The 22,235-nt window shown below is 63.7% G+C and carries 20 protein-coding genes; 11 read left to right on the top strand and 9 right to left on the bottom strand.

Going from position 1 to position 22,235, the window contains the following annotated elements; translation table 11 throughout:
* Window positions 1-66 precede the first annotated feature (66 nt).
* A complete protein-coding gene (locus tag C266_RS19930; protein ID WP_144265874.1) occupies window positions 67-1,023 on the top strand; it encodes a hypothetical protein in 957 nt (318 codons plus the stop codon).
* Window positions 1,024-1,043: 20 nt separating this feature from the next.
* Here the strand turns inward: C266_RS19930 and C266_RS19925 are convergent, their stop codons facing one another.
* A complete protein-coding gene (locus C266_RS19925; RefSeq protein ID WP_036663486.1) occupies window positions 1,044-2,492 on the bottom strand; it encodes a PLP-dependent aminotransferase family protein in 1,449 nt (482 codons plus the stop codon).
* A gap of 189 nt (window positions 2,493-2,681) precedes the next feature.
* Here C266_RS19925 and C266_RS19920 point away from each other — a divergent pair, with 189 nt between their 5' ends.
* Window positions 2,682-4,010, top strand: a complete 1,329-nt coding sequence (locus tag C266_RS19920) for an aspartate aminotransferase family protein (protein WP_010805535.1) — start codon at window positions 2,682-2,684, stop codon at window positions 4,008-4,010.
* A gap of 196 nt (window positions 4,011-4,206) precedes the next feature.
* Here C266_RS19920 and pxpA read toward each other — a convergent pair whose 3' ends face one another.
* Genes pxpA through C266_RS19900 form a run of 4 tightly spaced genes read right to left on the bottom strand, consistent with a single transcriptional unit; the run spans window position 4,207 to window position 7,256 of the window.
* The gene (gene pxpA / locus C266_RS19915; RefSeq protein WP_010805534.1) at window positions 4,207-4,947 is read right to left on the bottom strand and encodes a 5-oxoprolinase subunit PxpA; all 741 of its coding nucleotides are present in this window, start codon (window positions 4,945-4,947) and stop codon (window positions 4,207-4,209) included.
* A 54-nt stretch (window positions 4,948-5,001) separates the two neighbouring features.
* Window positions 5,002-6,012, bottom strand: coding sequence for a biotin-dependent carboxyltransferase family protein (locus C266_RS19910; protein WP_010805533.1), 1,011 nt, complete (start codon window positions 6,010-6,012; stop codon window positions 5,002-5,004).
* A complete protein-coding gene (gene pxpB / locus C266_RS19905; RefSeq protein ID WP_010805532.1) occupies window positions 6,009-6,662 on the bottom strand; it encodes a 5-oxoprolinase subunit PxpB in 654 nt (217 codons plus the stop codon). Before pxpB ends, C266_RS19910 begins: the two co-directional genes overlap by 4 nt.
* A 3-nt stretch (window positions 6,663-6,665) precedes the next feature.
* Window positions 6,666-7,256: a 5-formyltetrahydrofolate cyclo-ligase gene (locus C266_RS19900; RefSeq protein ID WP_010805531.1), complete on the bottom strand. Its 591-nt coding sequence runs from the start codon at window positions 7,254-7,256 to the stop codon at window positions 6,666-6,668.
* Between the two features lie 84 nt (window positions 7,257-7,340).
* Here C266_RS19900 and C266_RS19895 point away from each other — a divergent pair, with 84 nt between their 5' ends.
* The 4 genes from C266_RS19895 to C266_RS19880 all read left to right on the top strand — a co-directional run bounded on the left by C266_RS19895 (window position 7,341) and on the right by C266_RS19880 (window position 12,298).
* On the top strand, window positions 7,341-9,347 hold the full coding sequence (locus tag C266_RS19895) for a lytic transglycosylase domain-containing protein (RefSeq protein WP_010805530.1): 2,007 nt from the start codon (window positions 7,341-7,343) through the stop codon (window positions 9,345-9,347).
* A 39-nt stretch (window positions 9,348-9,386) separates the two neighbouring features.
* The gene (locus tag C266_RS19890) at window positions 9,387-10,337 is read left to right on the top strand and encodes a complex I NDUFA9 subunit family protein (RefSeq protein ID WP_010805529.1); all 951 of its coding nucleotides are present in this window, start codon (window positions 9,387-9,389) and stop codon (window positions 10,335-10,337) included.
* Window positions 10,338-10,400: 63 nt separating this feature from the next.
* Window positions 10,401-11,045: a glutathione S-transferase family protein gene (locus C266_RS19885; RefSeq protein ID WP_010805528.1), complete on the top strand. Its 645-nt coding sequence runs from the start codon at window positions 10,401-10,403 to the stop codon at window positions 11,043-11,045.
* Window positions 11,042-12,298, top strand: coding sequence for a multifunctional CCA addition/repair protein (locus tag C266_RS19880; RefSeq protein ID WP_010805527.1), 1,257 nt, complete (start codon window positions 11,042-11,044; stop codon window positions 12,296-12,298). The genes C266_RS19885 and C266_RS19880 overlap by 4 nt, the downstream gene beginning before the upstream one ends.
* Before the next feature lie 56 nt (window positions 12,299-12,354).
* Here C266_RS19880 and C266_RS19875 read toward each other — a convergent pair whose 3' ends face one another.
* The 4 genes from C266_RS19875 to C266_RS19860 all read right to left on the bottom strand — a co-directional run bounded on the left by C266_RS19875 (window position 12,355) and on the right by C266_RS19860 (window position 16,140).
* Window positions 12,355-13,404 carry a YopJ family acetyltransferase gene (locus tag C266_RS19875; protein WP_010805526.1) on the bottom strand — a complete coding sequence of 350 codons (1,050 nt, stop codon included), beginning with the start codon at window positions 13,402-13,404 and terminating at the stop codon, window positions 12,355-12,357.
* 141 nt (window positions 13,405-13,545) lie between these two features.
* Entirely contained in the window at window positions 13,546-14,448 is a 903-nt protein-coding gene (locus C266_RS19870; protein WP_010805525.1) for a glutamate/aspartate ABC transporter substrate-binding protein, read from the bottom strand.
* A 254-nt stretch (window positions 14,449-14,702) separates the two neighbouring features.
* Window positions 14,703-14,897: a DUF2905 domain-containing protein gene (locus C266_RS19865; RefSeq protein ID WP_010805524.1), complete on the bottom strand. Its 195-nt coding sequence runs from the start codon at window positions 14,895-14,897 to the stop codon at window positions 14,703-14,705.
* Between the two features lie 28 nt (window positions 14,898-14,925).
* On the bottom strand, window positions 14,926-16,140 hold the full coding sequence (locus tag C266_RS19860; RefSeq protein ID WP_010805523.1) for a class I SAM-dependent methyltransferase: 1,215 nt from the start codon (window positions 16,138-16,140) through the stop codon (window positions 14,926-14,928).
* Window positions 16,141-16,398: 258 nt separating this feature from the next.
* On the opposite strand from C266_RS19860, the gene C266_RS19855 reads away from it, so the two are divergent.
* The 5 genes from C266_RS19855 to glmS all read left to right on the top strand — a co-directional run bounded on the left by C266_RS19855 (window position 16,399) and on the right by glmS (window position 22,022).
* A complete protein-coding gene (locus C266_RS19855; protein ID WP_010805522.1) occupies window positions 16,399-17,241 on the top strand; it encodes an SDR family oxidoreductase in 843 nt (280 codons plus the stop codon).
* 21 nt (window positions 17,242-17,262) lie between these two features.
* Window positions 17,263-17,658: a dihydroneopterin aldolase gene (locus tag C266_RS19850; RefSeq protein ID WP_010805521.1), complete on the top strand. Its 396-nt coding sequence runs from the start codon at window positions 17,263-17,265 to the stop codon at window positions 17,656-17,658.
* A 13-nt stretch (window positions 17,659-17,671) separates the two neighbouring features.
* The gene (gene ttcA, locus C266_RS19845) at window positions 17,672-18,616 is read left to right on the top strand and encodes a tRNA 2-thiocytidine(32) synthetase TtcA (protein ID WP_144265901.1); all 945 of its coding nucleotides are present in this window, start codon (window positions 17,672-17,674) and stop codon (window positions 18,614-18,616) included.
* Between the two features lie 105 nt (window positions 18,617-18,721).
* Window positions 18,722-20,083, top strand: coding sequence for a bifunctional UDP-N-acetylglucosamine diphosphorylase/glucosamine-1-phosphate N-acetyltransferase GlmU (gene glmU, locus C266_RS19840; RefSeq protein WP_010805519.1), 1,362 nt, complete (start codon window positions 18,722-18,724; stop codon window positions 20,081-20,083).
* 109 nt (window positions 20,084-20,192) lie between these two features.
* Window positions 20,193-22,022 (top strand): glutamine--fructose-6-phosphate transaminase (isomerizing), encoded by a 1,830-nt coding sequence (glmS, locus tag C266_RS19835; protein ID WP_010805518.1) that lies wholly within the window; start codon window positions 20,193-20,195, stop codon window positions 22,020-22,022.
* Window positions 22,023-22,235: the final 213 nt, after the last annotated feature.

The raw sequence follows: 22,235 nt of genomic DNA, 5'->3' as shown, positions 1-22,235 counted from the left end.
CGAATTGTTTGTCGTCGATCAATACTTGATGGCCCCCACCCATCACTCGATCGACAAATTCATACGATGTATTTCAACCCCGTCATACGACATATCGTTTCGACGTTTCTCTCTTTTCTTTGTGCGATGCCGTTGTTGGCCCAGGCAAGTTCAGCGCGATGCGCTGCACCTTGGCCATCGGTACAACCGCTGTTCGAGTCGTCCATCCGATATGGCGATCCGTCGCGCAAGGCAGACCCCTTCATCACGGTGAGGATTGGCGGAAAACCCGCCCGGATGTTGCTCGACACCGGCGCGAATCGGCATGTCATCTGGGACGCGCGTTTGCTGCCAGCGGCGGTGGATACGCCTGTGGGGAGCGACGTATTAAGTGCCATCGCTTCATCGACTTCGGCAAAGCGATTGATGCTTGAAGTTGATGACGTTGAGGGGCATCAGGTCGTGCAGGACTTCTACGTGATCGATGAAACGCCGTTATTGGCCGAGGGCTTTTCCGGCATCGTCAGTCCGCAATACCTGGCAGACGACAAGGTTACCGTGCTGAATTTCAAGGACGACTGTTTTTTCGTCAGTGACCGGTTCGATCCGACTTCTGCCGGACGATTCGAGATCGCCGACGGGACGTCACTGCCCAATGTTCATCGAGTCATGGCCATTGCCGTGGGTTTCAAAGGGGGACGGATTCCCGTTGTCGTCGATTCGGGCGCCGATGCCACCACGCTTGCGACGTCTTTGATTCAGGGGGCTGAATCCGGTGCGATCCGTCGCGGAACCGTCGATTTGCTTGGTCAACGGATCGAGGGTGAGGCGCGACTGCGGCTCGTCGATTTGACAATCAATGGCCGGAGGATCGTTCGGCATCCGGTGGCGGCGCAAACGCAGCCGCACGGCGGCGGCATGGTAAGTCTGGGGGCCATTGGCATGGACGTGTTGCGCAACCGCATCGTGTTTCACGATAACGAGCGACATCGGTTTGCCATGATCGAGCGGTTGGAGGTGCCGCCTCGCCAGGACATGCCGTGAGCGCCTTAGACCTCCGTCGCCTATGCCGCCTGCTTCCCCGTCGCTGCCCGATCGAGAAAGCGGAACAGGCGTGCGTCGTCCGAGTATGCGACGTTGAAGCGGAACCAGTGACAGGGTTCGTTGTGCGCGAGGAAGAATTCTCCCGGCGCGAGCATGATGCTCTCCAGCAATGCGGCCTCGGCCAGTTCGCGTGCCGGGCGTGACGTGTGCGGCAAGCTGCCGCACACGAACATTCCGCCCTCCGGTTGCGCGAGCAGTGTCACCCCGTGCGATTGCAACTGCGTGATGAGGCGCGCGCGCGAACGCGTCAGCCGGTCCGACAGGCGTTCGATGTGTTTGCGGTGACGCCCCTCGGTCAGAATCGCGTGCACGATGCGCTCGTTGATTTCCGACGACGTGAGGCCTGCCACCATCTTGCTGCGCGCAATCTCGTGGGCCAGATCGCGCGAACATGCCAGATAGCCCACGCGTACCGACGGCGAAATCGTCTTCGAGAAACTCGACACGTAGATCACTCGCGACAGACCGTCCATCGCTGCGAGCGACGGCGTGCCGGCGGGGGCCAGCTCTCGATAGATGTCGTCCTCGACGATCCAGAAACCGTACTGCTCGGCGCACTGAAGAATGCGATGCGCCGACGCCGGCGAGAGCGATGTTCCCAGCGGATTCTGCAACGCGGGATTCACGAACAGCGCGCGCGGGCGGTGCGTCTGGGCCGCCTGCTCCAGCGCGGCGAGATCCAGCCCCGCTTCCGTGCGCTCGATGCCTACGACACTCAGCCCCGCCAGACGCAAAACCGCCAGCAAATTGCAGTACGCCGGGGCCTCGACCAGTACAGTGTCGCCCGGCTTGAGCAGTGTGCGCACGATCAGATCGAGCGCCTGTGTCGCGCCGTGGGTGAGCACGATGTTCTCGGGCGGCGCGTCGATGGATAACTCGCCGAGACGTCGCGCCAGCCACTGACGCAACGGGCCGTACCCGTGCGGATGCCCGTAATGGGCGAAATGCGCGCCCGGTCCTTTCGAGAGCGAGCGCAGCGCGCCATGCAGGCCGTCTTCGTCGAGCCAACTGTCCGGCAACCATCCGCAACCGCTTTTCACCGCAATGGAGTCGTCCGCGAAGATTTCGGAAAGCAGCCACGCGTTCGTGACTTCGCTCGCCGCCGCACCGGTTGTCAGGCCGCCGCCCGGGCTGGCCAGCCCCGCGTCTCGCGCGTCGGCCGCGCCTGCCACGAAGAACCCCGCCCCGCGCCGGGCCACGAGCACGCCATTGGCGACGAGACGATCGTAGGCCTCCACCACGGTGAACGTGCTGATGCCGTGCGCCTTGGCCAGCGAGCGAATCGACGGCATTCGCACGCCCGCATGAAGCGTCTGGCGCTGCAACGCATGCTCGACCTCCCGCACGATCTGGTCGACGAGGGCTTCCGGTTGGGCGCGATTCAGGGAAAAGGCGAGCGGCTGGACCATGATGGCAGGGTACGGGCTATTGCCAATACAGTTGGGGTAATTGACCGATACAGAATATACATTTTCCAGGTGACTGTACATGTCTGTATCGGTCGACCTCTCGTAGGATCGATCCCATCCACCCGTGGCGATCCGTCGTGCCGTGTGCAGGACATCCTGATCGAGCCAAGACCTGAGGAGCCCCCCGCGATGAACATGAAAGACCTGAATCTCGACATGACGGCGTTCTGGATGCCGTTCACCAACAACCGTCAGTTCAAAAGCTCGCCGCGTCTGTTGGTGAAGGCCGAGGGCATGTACTACACGTCGTCGGACAATCGCCAGATTCTCGACGGCACCGCCGGTCTGTGGTGTGTGAATGCCGGCCACTGCCGTACCGAGATCGTCGAGGCGATCCGTCAGCAAGCCGGTGAAATGGACTTTGCGCCGACGTTCCAGATGGGCCACCCGAAGGCGTTCGAAGCGGCGAGCAAGATCGCCGCCATCACGCCGCAGGGGCTCGATCGCATCTTCTTCACGAACTCGGGGTCGGAATCGGTCGACACCGCGCTGAAGATCGCCCTCGCGTATCACCGCGCCCGCGGCGAAGGTCAGCGCACGCGCCTCATCGGCCGCGAGCGCGGCTATCACGGCGTGGGCTTCGGCGGCATTTCGGTCGGCGGCATCTCGCCGAATCGCAAGGCCTATTCGGGCCAATTGCTGCCGGCGGTCGACCACCTGCCGCATACGCTCAACATCAAGGAAGCCGCGTTCACGAAGGGCCAGCCGACGTGGGGTGCGCATCTGGCCGACGAACTCGAACGCCTGGTCACCCTGCACGATGCGTCGACCATCGCCGCCGTGATCGTCGAACCGCTCGCGGGCTCCACCGGCGTGCTGGTGCCGCCGCAGGGCTATCTGCAAAAGCTGCGCGAAATCTGCGACAAGCACGGCATTCTGCTGATCTTCGACGAAGTCATCACCGGGCTCGGCCGTCTGGGCAAGCCGTTCGCCTCCCAGTATTTCGGCGTGACGCCGGACATCATCACGATGGCCAAGGGCGTGAACAACGCGGCGGTCCCGATGGGCGCCGTCGCGGTGAAGACGAGCGTGCACGACACTATCGTCGATGCCGGTAACACGGGCGCCATCGAGTTCTTCCACGGTTACACGTATTCGGGTCACCCGCTGGCCACCGCCGCCGCTTGCGCCGCGCTCGACTTGTACAAGAGCGAGGGCCTGTTCGAGCGTGCCGCGAAACTCGCGCCGTATTTCGAGAAGGCCATCCACGGTCTGCGCGATCTGCCGAACGTCATCGACATTCGTAATCTGGGACTGGTCGGCGGTATCGAAATGTCTACCCGCGACGGCAAACCGGGCGCGCGTGCACACGAGGTGTTCGTCAAGTGCTTCGAGAAGGGCGCGATGGTGCGCTATACGGGCGACATTCTCGCGTTCTCGCCGCCGCTCATCGTGAGCGAAGCGCAAATCGACGAGCTGTTCGGTATCGTGGCGGAAGCCATTCGCGAGACCGCGTAAGCGACATCACCTGGCGGTGCGCTCGGTGCGCCGGGCTCCCGCCGCGCTTGGCGAACGTTGTCTTCGCTCGTCGTGCCGATGCCCGGCAGGCAAGCGTCGCGAAGCGGCCGGCGCGCGCCGGCATTCGAATGAAAATGAAAACGCCGTCCGGGGAAGCCCGCCGACGGCGTTTTTTACTCGGGATCGTGCGCGCCGATCAGCGAACCGGTGCGATTTCGATGCCTTCGTCGAGCAGGAAGCTGCGGATGCGTTGCGCGAATTCGAGGGCGTGTTCGCCGTCACCATGCAGACACACGGTTTGCGCCTGAATCGGCACGAGCGTGCCATCGATGGCGCGTACGCGCTGCTCGCGCACCATCATCAGCGTTTGCGCCAGCGCATCTTCCTCACGCTCGATGAGGGCGCCGGGGGTGCCGCGTTTGACCAGCGAGCCGTCCGGGTTGTAGCCGCGATCCGCGAAGACTTCCTCCACCGCATGCATGCCGGCGGCACGCGCCGCCTTCACCAGCTCACCGCCCGCCAGCCCGAAGATGGCGAGATCGGTGTCGAATGCGCGCACGGCTTCGACGAGCGTTTCGGCCAGCGCCGGGTCGCGCGCCGCCTGATTGTAGAGTGCCCCGTGCGGTTTGACGTGCGAGAGCCAGCCGCCTTGCGCCCTGGCCATCGCGGCGAGTGCGCCGATCTGATACAGCATGCCCGCGCGGATCTCGTCGAGCGGGAGCTGCATTTCGGTGCGACCGAAATTCTCGCGGTCGGGGAAGCTCGGGTGCGCGCCAATGGCCACGCCATTCTCCAGCGCCCAGCGCACCACTTGCTGCATGGTGCCTGCGTCGCCGGCGTGCCAGCCACAGGCGACATTGGCCGAGCTGACCAGTGCCAGCAGTGCCTCGTCGAAATTGCAGCCTTCACCTAGGTCGACGTTCAGATCGATTTTCATCATGTGTTCTCCTGCCGGGGCATGCCGTCGCGTATGCGCTGCTTTAGTGCTGCATTAGCGCTTGCGCGTGATGGCCGGCACCCGTGGTGTCGTCAGAATGCCGCGGTCGTGCCACGCAAGCGCGCGCTCGATCTGGGCAAGGTAGCGTAACTGTTCGCGCAGCGCTTCGCGTGCCTCGGCGGCGCTGCACTCCGAAAAATAAAGGGTGCTGCCCAGCCGGGCCTGTCCGAGCCGCCACAGGTCGGCGGTGATGACGGCGCCGATCTTGGGGTATCCGCCGGTGGTCTGGGCGTCGGCCAGCAGAATGATCGGTTGCCCCGACGGCGGCACCTGAATCACGCCCGGCAGCACGCCGTGCGAGAGCAGATCGTGACTGCGATTCTTCTTGCGCGCGAGCGGCTCCGGTCCCGACAGGCGGTAACCCATACGGTTGCTGTTCGGTGTGACCTGCCACGGGTTTTCCCAGAAGTGCTTCTGCGCGGCGGCGGTAAAGTCGTCGTACTCCGGCCCGGGCAGCACGCGGATATGTTGCGCCAGCGGGTCGGGCAGCCACAGCGGCGGACGCACGCCCAACGGCTCGACGTGGCGTATGGCGGCGCTGGCGTGTCCGAGCGCGATGCGGTCGCCGTCGCGCAAGGCGCGGCCTTCGAAGCCGCCAAAGCCGGCCGCCAGATCGGTGCTGCGCGAGCCAAGTGTCTCGGGCACGTCGATGCCGCCCGCCACGGCCAGATAGGTGCGCATGCCGAAGCGGGCCGGGCGCAGTGTCAGCGTCTGACCGCGCGCCACCGGGAATCGCCACCACGACCACACGGGCGTGCCGTCGAGGTCGGCGTGGCAGTCGGCTCCGGTCAGCGCGACCAGGGTGGCGGCGCTGAAGCGCAGCACGCACGCCCCCATCGTGATTTCGAGGGTGGCGGTGTTCGGGTCGTTGCCGACGAGACGGTTGGCAACGGCGCAGGCGAGCGGGTCGACGGCGCCGCCGCTGGCGACGCCGAATTCACGTTGTCGGGGACGGCCCAGATCCTGAACCGTGGTGAGCAGGCCGGCACGCTGGATGTCGATCACAGGTCGAGACTCGCGATAGTGAAGCGCACGCGGTCGCCTGGGGCAAGCAAGGCGGCCGGGGTCGCGGCGGGGTCGAACAGAACGCTGGCGGTGTGGCCGATGATCTGCCAGCCGCCGGGCGAGGTAAGGGGATAGATGCCGGTCTGACTGCCGCCGATGCCCACCGATCCGGCAGGCACCGCCAGTCTCGGCTCTGCGCGCCGGGGCGTGGCTATCGATTCGTCAAGGCCGCCAAGATAGGCGAAGCCCGGCTGGAAGCCGAGGAAGTAGACGATGTACTCCGGCGCGGCATGGCGCTGTACGACCGTTTTTGGCTGCAGACGCGCAAGTTTGGCCACTTCGGCCAGATCGGGGCCATGCGGGCCGCCGTAGTGCACGGGGATTTCGATGTCGCGTCCGACGTTACCGGCGGCCGGCGGCGTCTGCCAGGCGTCGCGTAGCCGCTCGCTCAGCACTTCGATATCGGTGGCGAGCGGGTCGAACAGCAGCGTGAGGTTGTTCATGCCCGGCACGACTTCGCGCACGTCGGGCCATTCGTGCGCGAGAGACGCCACGTGCCAGACGCGGCGCTGTGTGGCAAGCGTGGGCGTGGCACCGGCCTCGCACACAAGCGCACTGTCGCCGAGCGGCAGAATCTTGAGCGTTGTCATGGGTTAGCAATGGGGGCCGAGAAGGCGTGCAAAGGTGGCGGATTCCGTCACGATGGCGTCGAGCGCCAGATCATGGGCTTCGGCGCCGAGATGTTCGATCTCGAGCGCGTCGTAGGCGATGCCAAGCGTTTGCGGGGCAGGGGTCATCGAATGCAGGGTGCGGTCGTAGAAGCCGCCGCCATAGCCCAGTCGCAGGCCATCGCGGGTAAAGCCCACGCAAGGCACCAGCAGCAGGTCGGGCACCAGGACTTCGGCGTCGGCCGGGACGGGAATGCCGTAGCGGCCGTCCTTCATGGGCGTCGCGGGCGTCCAGTGGTGGAAGACGAGCGGCGTCGCCGGCGCGGTCACGACCGGCAGCGCAGCCAGACGCAGCGTCTCGGGCGATGCCTGTGCGAGCCATGCCGAGACCACCTCGCGGGCGTCGAATTCGCCTTGAATCGGCCAGTAGAAACCCACGCAGCGCGGCGCACGGCGCGTCAGTTCGTCGCGCAGGCGCGCGGCGAGTGCGGCGTCGCGCGCTTCGCGTGCGGCGAGCGTCGCGCGTACGTCCAGTAATGCCTTGCGCAAACGCGTCTTCCCGGTGGTCGATTCCATCCCATTTCCGGCGGTTTGGGCCGCCGATAGGGCGGAGTCCCGTGCTATGCTTGAATTCACCTTTTAACCGACGCTCCCCCGAAGATGTCAGAACGTTTGACCCGAGTATATCGCGCCACTGCGCTGGCCCTGACCGCTGCCGCGCTTGTCGCCTGCAGCACGACCCAGGCGACCGGCCGCCCCAAGGCGCAATCTGCGGCAAGCCGCTCGGCGACATCTGCCGACCTGCTCTCGCAGCGCTCGCCCGACGACATCTTCGTGCAGTTGCGCGAAGCCGCCCGCGCGAACGACGCACCGCGCGCCACCGCGCTCGCCGCGATGCTCACCGACTACGACGTGCCGTCGTACGTCCAGTACTTCCAGATCAAGCCGCGCATGTTCGATCGTTCGGGTAAGGCGCTCATCGATGCGCCCGACGACGATATCCGCGCCTTCTTGCGCACGTATGACGGTCAGGCGATTGCCGACCGGATGCGCAACGACTGGCTGCTGGTGCTGGGCAAACGCCACGATTGGCAGACGTTCGACGCCGAGTATCCGAAGTTCGCGCTCGACGACGACACCCAGGTCAAGTGCTACTCGATGATGTCGCGTGCCGCACGTGGCGAGAACGTCACGCAGGCCGCTACCGATCTGCTGACCACGCCGAAGTACTACGGTGAGGGCTGCGTCGACATGATCAATACGCTGGCCGCAAGCGGTCAGTTGCCGCGCAAGGAAGTCTGGCACCAGATTCGCCTGGCCTACGAGGAAAACTACACGTCGCTGGGCAAGCAGATTGCCGATGCGCTCGGCGCCGTGCGGCCGGACGACAGCCTGCTCGATATGGCGGCAACGCGTCCGGCACAGATCCTCGCGCGTGGCGTCGACGGCTCGGAGGCGTCGCGCCAATTGGCGCTGCTCGCCACCGTGCGCATGGCCCGCAGCGACGCCATGCTTGCCGCGAGCAGCTTCTCGAGCGTGGCGGGTAGTTTGTCGCAGGAAGAGCGCGCCATCGGCTGGGGCGCCATCGGTATGCGCGGTGCGTTGTCGCAGAACCCGATGGCGATTAGCTGGTATCGCCAGGCCGGCAGCGCCAAACTCTCGAATACGGCACAGGAATGGAAGATTCGCGCGGCACTGCGCGCGGGCGACTGGAATCTCGTGCGCACGGGCATCGAAGCGATGCCCGCCGCCCTGCGCGAGGACGGTGTCTGGACGTATTGGTACGGCCGCGCCCTGCGTGAAGCCGGGCAAGGCGACGCCGCCCGCGCGCAATTCCAGAAGATCGCCATGCAGACGAACTTCTACGGCCAACTGGCGAACGAGGAGTTGGGCAACAAGACATCGCTGCCCCAGCGCACCGCCGTCACCAAGGCGGAGATCGACGCAAACCGCGCGAACCCGGGTTTCAAGCGGGCCGCCAAGTTCTACGATCTGGGCCTGCGTTTCGAAGGCAATCGCGAGTGGAACTGGGAACTGCGCAACATGACGGACCGTCAGTTGATCGCCGCCGCGCAGTACGCCAATGGCATCGAGCTGTTCGATCGCGCCGTCAATACGGCAGATCGCACGAAGGTCGAGCATGATTTCACGCTGCGCTATCTGATGCCGTTCCGCAGCAAGGTGGAGCCGCTCGCCGCCGCTGTCGATCTGGACGAAGCGTGGGCCTACGGCCTGATCCGTCAGGAGTCGCGGTTCATCATCAATGCGCGGTCGTCGGCCGGTGCCGGCGGGCTGATGCAGATCATGCCGGCCACCGCGAAGATGGTGGCCAGGCAGATCGGCATGGATTATCAGCCGGGCATGATGCACGACATCGATACCAATATCCGGCTGGGCACCAGCTATCTGTCGGATATCTACAATAAGTTCGACGGCTCGGCCGTGCTGGCGTCGGCCGGTTACAACGCTGGCCCTGGACGTCCGCGCACGTGGCGCTCCACGCTGGACCGTCCGGTCGAGGGCGCGATCTTTGCCGAAACGATCCCGTTCAACGAGACACGCGCCTACGTCGAGAACGTGTTGTCGAACACGACGTATTACTCGGTCGTGATCACGGGCCGTCCGCAATCGCTCAAGGAACGGCTCGGCATCATCTTGCCCCAGTGACGGGGCCGCAGTCCCATCGTCATGACGCGGAGGTGACGCATGCGCTATAACGTTTGTGTCGTCGGTGGCACCGGCTTCATCGGCAGCCATCTGGTTGCCCGGCTGGTGACAATGGGGCACGCCGTGTGTCTGCCGACGCGGCGTGTCGAGGCCGCCAAGGCGCTCGGTGTGTTGCCGGGGGTGGAACTCGTTGAGTGCGATGTGCATGACCCGCGTGCGCTGGCACGCGTGATCGCGGGGAGCGATGCTGTGATCAATCTCGTCGGTGTGCTGCACAGCGACCGGGGCACGCCCTACGGCCGTGCGTTTGCGCGCGCTCACGTGGAGTTGCCGCGCAAGATCGCGCAGGCATGCAGCGACCGGGGAATCGATCGGCTCATCCATATGAGCGCACTCGGTGCCGACGCCAATGGCCCGAGCATGTATCAGCGCTCCAAGGGCGACGGCGAGGTGGCGATTCGCGAGACGGGCATCCCCGTCACGATCTTCCGGCCGTCCGTGGTCTTCGGTCCGGGCGACCACTTCCTGAATACGTTTGCCAAGCTGCAACGGCGTCTGCCGGTGGTGCCGCTGGCGAGTGCCAAGGCACGCTTCCAGCCGATTTACGTGGCGGACGTCGCGCAAGCTTTCGCGGGCGCGCTCGATAACGACGCAACCGTCGGCAAGACTTACGAATTGGGCGGCCCCGACGTCTACACGCTCGAAGCCCTCGTGCGCTTTGCCGGTGCGGCCTGCGGTTGCGAGCGGCCGATTCTGCCGCTGCCGGACAGCACGGCGCGTTTGCAGGCGGCGATCTTCGAGAAGCTGCCGGGCGAGCCGATCATCACGCGCGACAATCTCGATTCCATGAAAGTCGACAACGTCATGAGCGGTCCGCTGGCGCCCGAACTCGGACTTACGCCGAACGGGCTCGAAATTGCCGTCGATTATCTCGATGGCGACAACTGGGAGCGGCGTCTGTCGGACTACCGGCGGTACGCGGGGCGCTAACGCCGCACGCTTCCCCATCAAACGCGCGGCACCTCGACGTGACGTCGCGCAAGGAAAGTCCTCATGCAACTGATCATTGCCAACAAAAAATACTCGTCGTGGTCGATGCGTCCCTGGGTCTTGCTCAAGCATTTCGGCATTGCGTTCGACGAGCGGAACGTCTGGCTCGCGCAGCCCGACTCGCGCGAGCAGATCTTGCGCTATTCCCCCACGGGCAAAGTGCCGTGTCTGATCGACAACGGCATTACCGTCTGGGACTCGCTGGCCATCTGCGAATACCTGGTCGAAAGCTATCCGCATCTGCCTCTGTGGCCGAAGTCGCGCGAGGCACGCGCCCATGCGCGCAGCATCTGTGCGGAGATGCACAGCGGCTTCACCGCGTTGCGCACGAACATGTGGATGAACGTCGGTGCGCATTGGCCGGGCGCGGGCTCAACGCCCGAGGTGCTGAGCGATATCCGTCGTGTCGAAGCGATCTGGGAGGATTGCCTCGCGCGTTACGAAGGCCCGTTCCTGTTCGGTGACTTCACCATTGCCGATGCGTTCTATGCGCCGGTGGTGATGCGCTTCGCGACCTTCGAGCCGTCGTTGTCGGCGCACGCGCAGGCGTATGCCGATCGCATTCGAGAAGTGGCTGCCGTGCAGGCGTGGGTGGCAGGAGGGCGTGGCGAGACGGTGCGCATCGCCTATTACGAAGTTCGCCCATGAAGATTTACGCTGTCGGCGGCGCAATTCGCGACGCCATGCTGGGGCTGCCCGTCAAGGATCGCGACTACGTGGTGGTCGGCGCGACACCCGAAGACATGGTGCGACAGGGCTTCAAACCGGTAGGCCGCGATTTTCCGGTGTTTCTCCATCCCGAAACCCGTGCCGAATATGCGCTCGCCCGAACCGAGCGCAAGACGGCGCGCGGCTATCACGGCTTTTCGTTCTACTTCGCTCCGGAAGTCACGCTGGAGGAAGACCTCGCCCGGCGCGACTTCACCATCAACGCGATGGCGCGCGAAGTCATGCCCGACGACAGTCTGTCGGACGAGCTGATCGATCCCTACGGCGGCAAACGCGATCTCGACGCGAGGCTGTTTCGCCATGTCGGCGAAGCCTTCGCGGAAGATCCGGTGCGAATTCTGCGTTGCGCGCGGTTTGCGGCACGCTTCACCGATTTCTCCGTGGCCGACGAGACGCTCGTACTGATGCGCGAAATGACAGCCAACGGCGAAGTCGACGCGCTGGTCGCCGAGCGGGTCTGGCAGGAGATTTCGCGCGGGCTGATGGAGCATCGGCCCTCGCGCATGTTCGACGTGTTGCGTGCGGCGGGTGCGCTCGAGCGCATCCTTCCCGAACTGGCCCAGTTGTGGGGTGTGCCGCAGCGCGCCGACTTTCATCCCGAAGTCGATACCGGCGTGCATGTGATGATGGTGATCGACTACGCTGCGACGCAGGGTTATGCGTTGCCGGTGCGATTTGCCGCGCTCACGCACGATCTCGGCAAAGGCACGACGCCGGAAGACGTGTTGCCGCGTCATATCGGACATGAGGGCCGTAGTGCCGGGTTGCTCGGCCCGCTGTGCACGCGTTTGCGTGTGCCGGTCGAATGCCGCGAATTGGCGCAGGTCGTTGCGCGCGAACACGGCAATATCCACGGAAGCCAGAAGTTCGGCGCAGCGGCGCTGGTGCGTTTGCTGGAGCGGTGTGACGCCTTGCGCAAACCCGACCGGTTTGTCGAAGTGCTTCAAGCCTGCGAGGCCGATGCCCGCGGACGCGGAGGTGATTTCGCGAGCGCACCCTATCCGCAGCGAGACCGGTTGATGGCCGCGCTCGCTGCGGCGCGCGGTATCGATGCAGGGGCTGTCGCAAGCCGGTACGCCGACAATCCCGCGAAGATCCGCGACGCTGTACAGGCCGCAAGAATCGAGGCCGTCGAAGCGGCGGGGTTGCGAGCAGCAGACGAGTGCGCTTAGCAGGTGTGAGGCCGTTCGCGTCACATACCCGCAGTTCCCAAAGGTGTGCACGATGACTATTGAGATTCCGTGGACGACATGAAGTCGTCGCGACGCGGCGGCGCGAGCAACGTCATGTCTTGCGCCGGGGGCGGGAGCGCGCGCCCCGCCATCTTGATTCTCGCCATTTCGATCGATACGCTGTAAGTCCGCTCGTCGCGAGCGAAGACGAGACCTTTCTGACGTCTTATCAATTTGCCGACCGTTAGCGCCTGCGCGGGATCGTGCCGGATGCGGCGCCGTGCGTAGTCTGCGAGTCGTGTTGATGACTGCGTGTGTTGCATGAGCGCCGAGGGCAGCAACAGGTCGGCCTCGCTGCTTGCCGCATAGCCTTTATCCAGCATCTCGCTGAACTCACCCGCCCGCAAGCGGGCATGCAACGACGTGAAGGCCGCCGCGCTTCTGAACATGGACTTGCATGCGCACAGGCTGAACATCGCGCAATCGATGCGGCTTTGCTGGGCGCCTGTCTCGCAGAGCATCAAATGCCTGCCGAGCCCGTTCCGGGCGATGCATGTGACGGTGTCCTTCAGCGTGTTGGCCAGCCGAAGGAGCAGCATGGCCGAGCCTGTCGCGTTCAGCGTGCTCGATTCGATGACGATGATGGTGGGTTCGCCCGCATCGATGCTCAGGTCAGCACCCACGCAATGTCCTTCCTTCGGGCTGAGTTCGATAAGACACTGCTCGCGGTGCGAGGCTTGCGTTCGGCATTGTTCGCTGACGTATGCCGCGAACGCTGCGGGTGTCGGGTGATGGGAGATCCGCAAGCCAGGATAAAGCGACATCTCCGAGCGGATGAGCGCCGGAATGGCATCCCGGTCGGCCCAATACATGTCCATGCTTTGCCGGTTGGCCTTCAGAAAGGCAACGGCGAAGTTGTAGTAATGCGTGGGAGTATCGGGCAGCTTCAGTACGTCGGGTTCGGGGAACGGGACATTCCCGGCGAAATGCAGCGCGGCACTGAAGCACTTCCCCGGTAGCGCGTGACCTTCGGGATGGCTCAACGTGACCAAGGGCGACGTGGTGGCATTGGCGGTGCGCTGTTGGCTGCCGGGCAGTGACATCATGAGCGGGGCTCCAGAAATGGCAAAAGGCAAAGACCCCCCCAATGATGGCGGTCTTTGCCTGTGGCCGATGTTGCCCCTGACGCGAGAATTACGGATTTGCAGTCAGCGAGAACGCGCGCCCTTGCACACGATCGGCAAGACTTATTCGAACGCTTTGTCGTTCGGGTTCGCGTAGAGCTGCTTGAGCTGTTCGCTCATCGGGAAGTTGAAGCTGGTGTTCTTCGGCGGCACCGGCGATTCGAACCACTTCTTGTACATCGTGTTGATCTCGCCACTCTTCATTACGCCCGCCAGCGTGTCGTCGACGAGCTTTTTGAACTCCGAATCGCCGTGCTTCATCATGAAGCCGTAAGCCTCGAACGACTGCGGCGTTCCCGTCACGACCCAGTCGTCCGGATTGCGGCCCATCGTGCGCGAGCCCGCGAGCAGCACATCGTCCATCATGAACGCCTGAACACGGCCGCCCTGGAGCATGGTGAACGATTCGCCGTAGTCCTTGCCCGAAATCACGCTCATGTTCATCTTCTTGTCGTTGTTCATCTTGTTGAGGATGCGCTCCGACGTCGTGCCCGCATTGGTTACGACAGGCTTGCCCGCGAGATCAGGAAAGTCCTTGATGCCCGAATTCTTGTTCACCAGCAGCCGCGTGCCCGCGACGAAGAACGTATTCGAGAAGTTGACCTGCGCCTGACGCGCTTTTAGGTTCGTCGTCACGCCGCACTCGATATCGACCGTGCCGTTCTGCACGAGCGCAATACGGTTCTGCGAAGTGACGGGGATGAAGCGCACTTGCAGATCGGGCTTCTTCAGACGGGTCTTCACCACGTCGACGATCTTGTTGCACAGATCCTGCGAGTAGCCGATGACGTTGTGGTTGTTGTCGTAGTACGAGAACGGAATCGACGACTCGCGATGCCCGATGGAGATCACGCCGCTGCTCTCGATCTTTTGCAGCGTCTCCGATGCGGGCTGAGCCTGTGCCGCGCCTGCCGCCACACACATCGCTACGCCCAACATTACCCCGGTCAATCGCATCTTGATCATGCCCTGCTCCTGAAAATGGTCTCACCCGTGATTCATGATTGAATCATTTGTTTCATGGTAATTTTTTTGCAACAAATGATCAAATGGTCGTTAACCCTAGCGATGGTATGGGTTTGGGCAAAGGGGCGGTGGTAGCGAGCGAGCCGCCGCGCCAGTCTTGCGAGAGGCCGCGGATGCATGGGGGAATCAGGCAGGGAGAGACGACGGGAAGCGGCTGGCGGGTGCTGCAACAGGTGTTGCGCCCGCCGCCGGACTTACAGCAATCGAATCAGGAGATTGAAGACGAGAGAGAGCACGACGGTGGAGGCGAACGGAAAGAGCATTTCGCGACCTCGCCAGCGCAAACGCAGGTCACCGGGCAATCGGCCGATGCCGAGTTTGGTGAGCCACGGCGAAGCTGCCGAGAGGATGCAGATCGCGATGAAGATCGTAAACATCCAGCGGAACATCGGCGTGGCCTCGTGTGAAGGGAAGACGTTAGAGCGCGTGGCTGCGGTCGCCGGTGGCGAAGCCGATCAGCCCAGCCCACTCGTCCATCCCGCGTCCGAAGGCGATGACTTTGAAGAGTTCGCCCATCTCGGCCTCGGACAGCAATTTCTGTGCGGCCGCCGTTGCGGGCAGGAACGTCTTCGGATCGGTCGGATCGAGCGCGCTCATCAAGTCGATGATGCCCGCGTTCATCAGGAATCGCGCCTGCGACGTGAAGCCCAGCAGATCGAGCCCGGCATCGACGCCGGCATCGGCGATCCCTGAAAAGTCCACGTGCGCGGTGATGTCCTGCAAGCCCGGGTAATAAAACGGATCGTCGTGCGCGTGGTGTCGATAGTGACACATCAACGTGCCGTGAGCGCGTTGCGGATGATAATACTCCCGCGCCGGGAATCCGTAGTCGATGAGCAGCAACACGCCGCGCGCGAGCAGCGGCGCCACGCTGCGCACGAAGGCGGATGCGGCTTCGTGCGTTTCCGTCAGATACTCCTGTGTCGGCGGCAGATCGGCCAGTGCACCGAGCGCTTCCGGCAACGGACCGGTGTACAGACGTTCTTCCCACCCGAAACCCGCCGGCGTGCGCACCACGCCGCGCTCGAACCAGATGGGCTGTCCTGTCTCGTCCGGACGGCGCGCCCACAGGTGAACCGGCATGGCATCGAGCACTTCGTTGCCGAGCATGACGCCGCGAAAGGCGTCGGGCAACTGATCGAGCCACGTGACACGCGCGAGAAGATGCGGCGCAGCGTTGGCGATGGTCTCGCGCTGGCGTGCGCGCAGCTCGCCGGAGAGTTCCATGATCGAGTACGTCTCGCAGGGCGTGCCTTCGGCTTCGAGGGCGAGCAACAGATCGGCGGCCAGACGTCCCGACCCTGCGCCGAATTCCAGCACCTGTGCGTCGCCCGTCTGTTCTAAGATCTCGCCGAGTTGACGCGCGAGCGTGCGGGCGAAGAGCGGCGTGAGTTCCGGTGCGGTAACGAAGTCGCTGCCGTCGGCGGCGAGACGCCCGAATTTGGCGGCGCCGGCGGCGTAGTAACCGAGGCCGGGTGCGTACAAGGCCAGTTCCATGAAGCGATCGAAGGGCAGCCAGCCGCCGGCTGCGTCAATGGCGTCGGCGAGATGAGCCGTGAGACGGCGCGAGTGTTCGAGCGCGTCCGGCTCCGGAACGGGTAAACTATGCGGTTTCGGTGCGGCCTGATTCATGCGGGCATTGTAACGGAGACGGTGCGGACTGGCTGCTTGAGATGTGAAAGCGCGTCTGCGGGCGATATCGGCGAAAATTCCGCCGGTTTTTGTCAGTTTTTGACCGTTTTCGCATGGTTTTCGCCAGTTTTTGCAATATGTGCCCTTTGTTCGGGCGACTTGCGAGGCTATCGCGAGCCATCACGCCCGGTGCCGGGCCTAGCCTGCCTGCCGCCCGAAGTTCGTCTGCTTGCTTGCCCACTGACCGGAATCTGCCGTATGACCGTTGCATCGACGCCACGCCCCTCGCCTGCCGCTAGCGACGCCGCCAGCGCGCGCGTTGTGCCGCGCGTGGCGCTCGTGACGGGCGGCGCGCGCCGGATCGGGCGCGCGATTGCGTTGCGGCTTGCTGCCACGGGGTGGGACGTTGCCGTTCACTACGAGCGTTCGCACAATGAGGCGTTGGAGACCGTCGCGGCCATCGAGGCGTTGGGGCGCCGGGCGGTGGCGTTGCAGGCGTCGCTTGCCGATGAAGCTGCCACAGCCGGTCTCATCGCTCGCTGTATCGAAGCGCTTGGTGTGCCTGCCTGCCTCGTCAACAATGCGTCGCGCTTCGAGTACGATAGCGCCGACGATTTCGGCTATCAGGCGCTGGAGCGCCACATGCGCGTGAATGCGGGCGCACCGCTGGTGCTCGCGCGTGAAATGCACGCCGCACTGGGCGAGACGCAACGCGGTGTTGTCGTCAACCTGCTCGATCAGAAGCTGGCGAATCCGAACCCCGATTACTTGTCGTACACGCTGTCGAAGGCGGCGCTGGATGTGGCGACGACCTTGCTGGCGCAGGCCTTCGCCCCGCGTTTGCGCGTGGTCGGCGTTGCGCCGGGCGTCACGCTGCTGTCGGTCGATCAGACCCCCGGGGGCTTCGCGGCGGCACATGCGTCGACGCCACTGGGCGCGTCGTCGACACCGGAGGACATTGCGCAGGCCGTGGCGTATCTGGCCGAAGCCCCTGCGGTGACAGGCACGGTGCTGTATGTCGACGGCGGGCAGCATCTCGCGAGTTCGTCGCGCGACGTGAAATTTCTGACCGAGCCGGCCGATGCCGACCGGTCTCGTTGATTGTCATTACGAGTTTTCAAAATGCATAGCGCTCTTTCCCACCCTCGCCTGATGGACTGCCGTCGCATGTTTCTGCGCGACTATGAGGTGTTCATCAACATCGGCGTGCACGATTACGAGAAGCGGGGCGAACAGCGCGTGCTGATCAACGTGCAACTGTTCGTGCCGCTCGCCGAGAGCACCCCCGTGGCCGACAAGCTCGACGAGGTTGTCGACTACGACTTCATGCGCGAGACGATTGCCAAGCGCGTGGGGCAGGGCCACATCCATTTGCAGGAAACCCTGTGCGACGACGTCGCGAGTGCGCTGCTGGCGCATCCGCGCGTGCGTGCCGTGGGCGTGTCGACCGAGAAGCCCGACGTGTACCCCGATTGCCACTCGGTGGGCATCGAAGTTTTCAAGATGAAGGATGCCTGACATGAGTGCCGTCATGCCCGAGACCGGCGCGCCACTGGCCGCGAGTGCAAACGTTGCCGCCGACAGTGTGAAGAAAGCGCAGAAGCTCGCGTTCGAGAACAATAAGCTCGAGAAGCGGCTGTTCCGTCTGACGGGGCAGGCCATCGGCGACTACAACATGATCGAGCAAGGCGACCGTGTGATGGTGTGCATGTCCGGTGGCAAGGACAGCTACGCCATGCTCGATATCCTGCTCAAGTTGCGCGAGCGCGCCCCGATCGACTTCTCGATCGTCGCGGTCAATCTCGACCAGAAGCAGCCGGGTTTCCCGGAGCATGTGCTGCCCGATTACTTCCGTTCCATCGGCGTGGATTTCCACATCGAGAATCAGGATACGTATTCCATCGTCAAGCGCGTGGTGCCTGAGGGCAAGACGACCTGCTCGCTGTGCTCGCGCCTGCGCCGCGGCATTCTTTATCGCGTGGCCGGCGAACTCGGTGCGACCAAGGTCGCGCTGGGCCACCATCGCGACGACATCATCGAGACCGTCTTCCTGAACCTGTTCTACGGTGGCAAGCTCAAGGGCATGCCACCGAAGCTGCAATCGGACGACGGCAAGAACGTCGTGATCCGCCCGCTCGCGTATGTGCGCGAATCGGATCTGGAGCGTTACGCCGAGTACAAGCAATTCCCGATCATTCCGTGCACGCTGTGCGGCAGCCAGCCGAACCTGAAGCGCGCCGAGATGAAGGCGCTGATCCGCCAGTGGGAGAAGCAGCATCCGGGGCGCATCAAGTCGATTTTCAGCGCACTGTCGAATGTGATTCCCTCACACCTGATGGATACGAACCTTCACGACTTCAAGAATCTGCGCGCAACGGGGCAGCCCGATCCGCTCGGCGATATAGCGTTCGACGAGGCACCGTGCGGCGATGAAAACGACGCCGGCATCATTCGCATCACGCAATTCGACGACTGAGCGAGATTCTCGTCGCTCGCTGGTTCATTCCTTGACGCGGCCCTGCCAACCTATCCGGCGGGTCGCAAGATACCGAAACTCCGACTCTCGAATCGTCACGACGCCATGAATATTGTGATTCTCGCCGCCGGCATGGGTAAGCGCATGCGCTCGAAGCTGCCGAAGGTGCTTCAACCGCTGGCCGGCCGGCCGCTCTTGTCGCATGTGATTGCGACCGCACGCAAGCTCACGCCGGGCCAACTCATCGTGGTGATCGGGCATGGTGGCGACGCCGTGCGCGAGGCAGTTGCCGGCGATGGCGTGCGCTTCGCGGAGCAGGCGCAACAGTTGGGCACGGGGCACGCGGTGCAGCAGGCAGCGCCGCTGCTCGACGAGTCGGTGCCGACGCTGGTGCTTTACGGCGATGTGCCGCTCACGCGCCCCGAGACGTTGCAGGCGTTGCTCGACGCCGCAGGCAACGACAAGCTGGGCGTGCTTACCGTCGATCTGGAGAACCCGACGGGTTACGGCCGGATCGTGCGCGACGCGGCCGGCAACGTGCTGCGCATCGTTGAACAGAAGGACGCCAACGAGGCCGAATTGGCCATTCGCGAGATCAACACCGGCATCGTGGTGGCACCCACGCGTGCGCTCAAAGGCTGGTTGAGCGGCTTGAAGAATCAGAATGCGCAGGGCGAGTACTACCTGACGGACGTGATTGCCTGCGCGGTGGCCGACGGCGTGCCGGTCGTCACCACGCAACCGGCGTTCGCGTGGGAGCCCAACGGTGTGAACGACAAAGTGCAGCTTGCCGAGCTGGAGCGCGACTATCAGCGCAACGCGGCGCGCGCATTGCTCGTGGCGGGCGTCACCCTGATCGATCCGGCTCGCTTCGACCTGCGCGGCGAGATCGTGTGCGGCACCGATGTCGCTATCGATGTGAATTGCGTATTCGAAGGCCATGTGACGATTGGCGACGGCGCGACCATCGGTGCGAACTGCGTGATTCGTAACAGCACCATCGGTCCGGGCACGCGCATCGAGGCGTTCAGTCATCTGGATGGCGCCGTGGTCGGCGCCGATGCGCACATCGGGCCGTATGCCCGCCTGCGCCCGGGGGCCGATCTGGCCGATGAGGTGCACATCGGTAACTTCGTGGAAGTGAAGAACGCGTCGCTTGCCAGGGGTTCGAAGGCCAACCATCTGGCCTACGTGGGCGACTCGACAGTGGGAGCGCGCGTGAATATCGGCGCGGGCACCATCACGTGCAATTACGACGGCGCGAACAAGCATCGCACCGTGATCGAGGACGACGTCTTCATCGGTTCGGACACGCAACTCGTGGCGCCGGTGACCGTGCGTCGCGGCACGACGATTGCCGCTGGAACCACCGTGTGGAAGGACACGCCGGAAGACGCGCTGGTGCTCAACGGCAAGACGCAGGAAGCGAAGATGGGTTACGTCCGTCCGCGCAAGCAGAAGCAGTAAAATTGAGGAATATGGGCCGGTGCACGAGGTAGAGCGTGCGCTGGCAAAGTCAAAACGGATCGAATCCGATCGAATGAGCCAGGGCTCTCTGGCATAAAGGGAAGCGAATATGTGCGGCATTGTCGGCGCGGTGGCGCGACGTAATGTAGTACCGGTGTTGGTGGAAGGTCTGCGTCGTCTGGAATACCGCGGCTATGACTCGTGCGGCGTAGCCGTGCTGAAGGACGGCGTGCCTCAGCGCGCGCGCAGCGTGTCGCGTGTGGCCGATCTCGACGAGCAGCTTGCGCAAACGCACCTGAGCGGCGAGACGGGCATTGCCCACACCCGTTGGGCGACGCACGGCGCACCGGTCACGAACAATGCGCATCCGATCTTCTCGCGCGACGAAGTGGCGCTGGTCCACAACGGCATCATCGAGAATCATGAAAGCCTGCGTGAGGAGCTTCGTGGCCTGGGCTACGACTTCGTGTCGCAGACAGACACCGAAGTTATCGCACACCTGATTCATCACATTCTGACGAACGGTGCAGCGAGCGATCTGTATCACGCTGTGCGTCTGGCAACGCGCCGTCTGCATGGTGCCTACGCCATCGCCGTCTTCCGTAAGCAGGAGCCGCACCGGGTGATTGGCGCGCGTGCGGGGTCGCCGCTGGTCGTGGGCGTGGGTGAGGGCGAGAACTTCCTCGCCTCCGATGCACTGGCGCTCGCGGGCACGACGGATCAGTTCATCTATCTGGAGGAGGGCGACGTCGTCGAACTCACGCTGGAGGGCGTGACGATCATGGATCGCAACCATGAGATCGTCGAGCGCGAGGTTCGCACGGTGCAGGCGTACACGGGCGCGGTGGAACTGGGTCCGTATCGTCACTACATGCAGAAGGAAATCTTCGAGCAGCCGCGAGCGATCGGCGACACGATGGAAGGCGTGGAAGGCATTTCCCCGACGCTTTTCGGCGAGACGGCGGAAGCGGTGCTGAGCAACGTCGACTCGATCCTGATTCTGGCGTGCGGCACGAGCTACTACTCGGGCATGACGGCCAAGTATTGGCTGGAATCGCTGGCGCAGATCCCGACGCAGGTGGAAGTGGCAAGCGAGTACCGCTATCGCGACAGCGTGCCGAATCCGAGAACGTTGGTGGTCACGATTTCGCAGTCGGGCGAGACGGCCGATACGATGGCGGCGCTACAGCACGCCCAATCGCTGGGCATGACAAACACGCTCGCGATCTGCAACGTGGGCACCAGTGCGATGGTGCGTCAGACGGCGTTGCATTACCTGACGCGTGCCGGCACGGAAATCGGCGTGGCGTCGACGAAAGCGTTCACGACGCAGTTGACGGCGTTGTTTCTGCTGACGCTGACCATGGCGAAACTGCGCGGACGTTTGACGCCGGCGCAGGAAGCCGAGTACCTGACGCAGTTGCGCCACCTCCCGGCGGCGCTGCACAGCGTGCTGGCGCTGGAGCCGCAGATCATCGCGTGGGCGGAGGAGTTTGCCCGTCGCGAGAATGCGCTGTTCCTGGGACGTGGTCTGCACTACCCGATCGCGCTCGAGGGCGCGCTCAAGCTCAAGGAAATCTCGTACATCCACGCCGAGGCCTATCCGGCGGGCGAACTGAAGCACGGCCCGCTTGCGCTGGTGACGGAAGAGATGCCGGTGGTGACGGTCGCGCCGCGCGACGCGCTGGTCGAGAAGCTGAAATCGAACATGCAGGAAGTGCGTGCGCGTGGCGGCCAGTTGTACGTGTTTGCCGACGCCGACACGGAGATTGCAAACGCCGATGGCATTCATGTGATCCGCATGCCGGAGCATTACGGTCAGCTTTCGCCGATTCTGCACGTCGTGCCGCTGCAACTGCTCGCCTATCACACCGCCTGCGCGCGCGGCACCGATGTCGACAAGCCCCGCAACCTCGCTAAATCGGTGACGGTGGAGTAAGTCGCCCGGGCGCGAGTGCGTCGCCGCTCAAAAAAATAGAAGCGCATCTTTCGACATCGAAATTGCCCGCGAAGAAGCGGGCAATGCTTCCTGGATACACTTGCCGCATAAGGCCGGAGACGTCATCAACGTCCCGGCTTTTTTTTCGCGTTGCGAACCGGCTGATTACCCCCTTGAATCGGGGGTATTGTTCCGATTTTTTCGCATGCCGAG

Source organism: Pandoraea sp. SD6-2 (assembly GCF_000389825.1).
GTDB lineage: Bacteria > Pseudomonadota > Gammaproteobacteria > Burkholderiales > Burkholderiaceae > Pandoraea > Pandoraea communis.
This window is presented reverse-complemented; position numbering and strand designations above follow the sequence as displayed.

Bases quoted from the DNA above. Each gene is read 5' to 3' on its own strand.
- C266_RS19895 (WP_010805530.1), top strand. From the start codon at position 7,341: ATGTCAGAACGTTTGACCCGAGTATATCGCGCCACTGCGCTGGCCCTG.
- C266_RS19850 (WP_010805521.1), top strand. From the start codon at position 17,263: ATGCATAGCGCTCTTTCCCACCCTCGCCTGATGGACTGCCGTCGCATG.
- C266_RS19855 (WP_010805522.1), top strand. From the start codon at position 16,399: ATGACCGTTGCATCGACGCCACGCCCCTCGCCTGCCGCTAGCGACGCC.
- C266_RS19865 (WP_010805524.1), bottom strand. From the start codon at position 14,897: ATGTTCCGCTGGATGTTTACGATCTTCATCGCGATCTGCATCCTCTCG.
- C266_RS19875 (WP_010805526.1), bottom strand. From the start codon at position 13,404: ATGATGTCACTGCCCGGCAGCCAACAGCGCACCGCCAATGCCACCACG.
- C266_RS19920 (WP_010805535.1), top strand. From the start codon at position 2,682: ATGAACATGAAAGACCTGAATCTCGACATGACGGCGTTCTGGATGCCG.
- C266_RS19890 (WP_010805529.1), top strand. From the start codon at position 9,387: ATGCGCTATAACGTTTGTGTCGTCGGTGGCACCGGCTTCATCGGCAGC.
- C266_RS19870 (WP_010805525.1), bottom strand. From the start codon at position 14,448: ATGATCAAGATGCGATTGACCGGGGTAATGTTGGGCGTAGCGATGTGT.
- glmU (WP_010805519.1), top strand. From the start codon at position 18,722: ATGAATATTGTGATTCTCGCCGCCGGCATGGGTAAGCGCATGCGCTCG.
- C266_RS19925 (WP_036663486.1), bottom strand. From the start codon at position 2,492: ATGGTCCAGCCGCTCGCCTTTTCCCTGAATCGCGCCCAACCGGAAGCC.
- C266_RS19930 (WP_144265874.1), top strand. From the start codon at position 67: ATGTATTTCAACCCCGTCATACGACATATCGTTTCGACGTTTCTCTCT.
- C266_RS19900 (WP_010805531.1), bottom strand. From the start codon at position 7,256: ATGGAATCGACCACCGGGAAGACGCGTTTGCGCAAGGCATTACTGGAC.
- C266_RS19885 (WP_010805528.1), top strand. From the start codon at position 10,401: ATGCAACTGATCATTGCCAACAAAAAATACTCGTCGTGGTCGATGCGT.
- ttcA (WP_144265901.1), top strand. From the start codon at position 17,672: ATGCCCGAGACCGGCGCGCCACTGGCCGCGAGTGCAAACGTTGCCGCC.
- pxpA (WP_010805534.1), bottom strand. From the start codon at position 4,947: ATGAAAATCGATCTGAACGTCGACCTAGGTGAAGGCTGCAATTTCGAC.
- pxpB (WP_010805532.1), bottom strand. From the start codon at position 6,662: ATGACAACGCTCAAGATTCTGCCGCTCGGCGACAGTGCGCTTGTGTGC.
- C266_RS19880 (WP_010805527.1), top strand. From the start codon at position 11,042: ATGAAGATTTACGCTGTCGGCGGCGCAATTCGCGACGCCATGCTGGGG.
- C266_RS19860 (WP_010805523.1), bottom strand. From the start codon at position 16,140: ATGAATCAGGCCGCACCGAAACCGCATAGTTTACCCGTTCCGGAGCCG.
- glmS (WP_010805518.1), top strand. From the start codon at position 20,193: ATGTGCGGCATTGTCGGCGCGGTGGCGCGACGTAATGTAGTACCGGTG.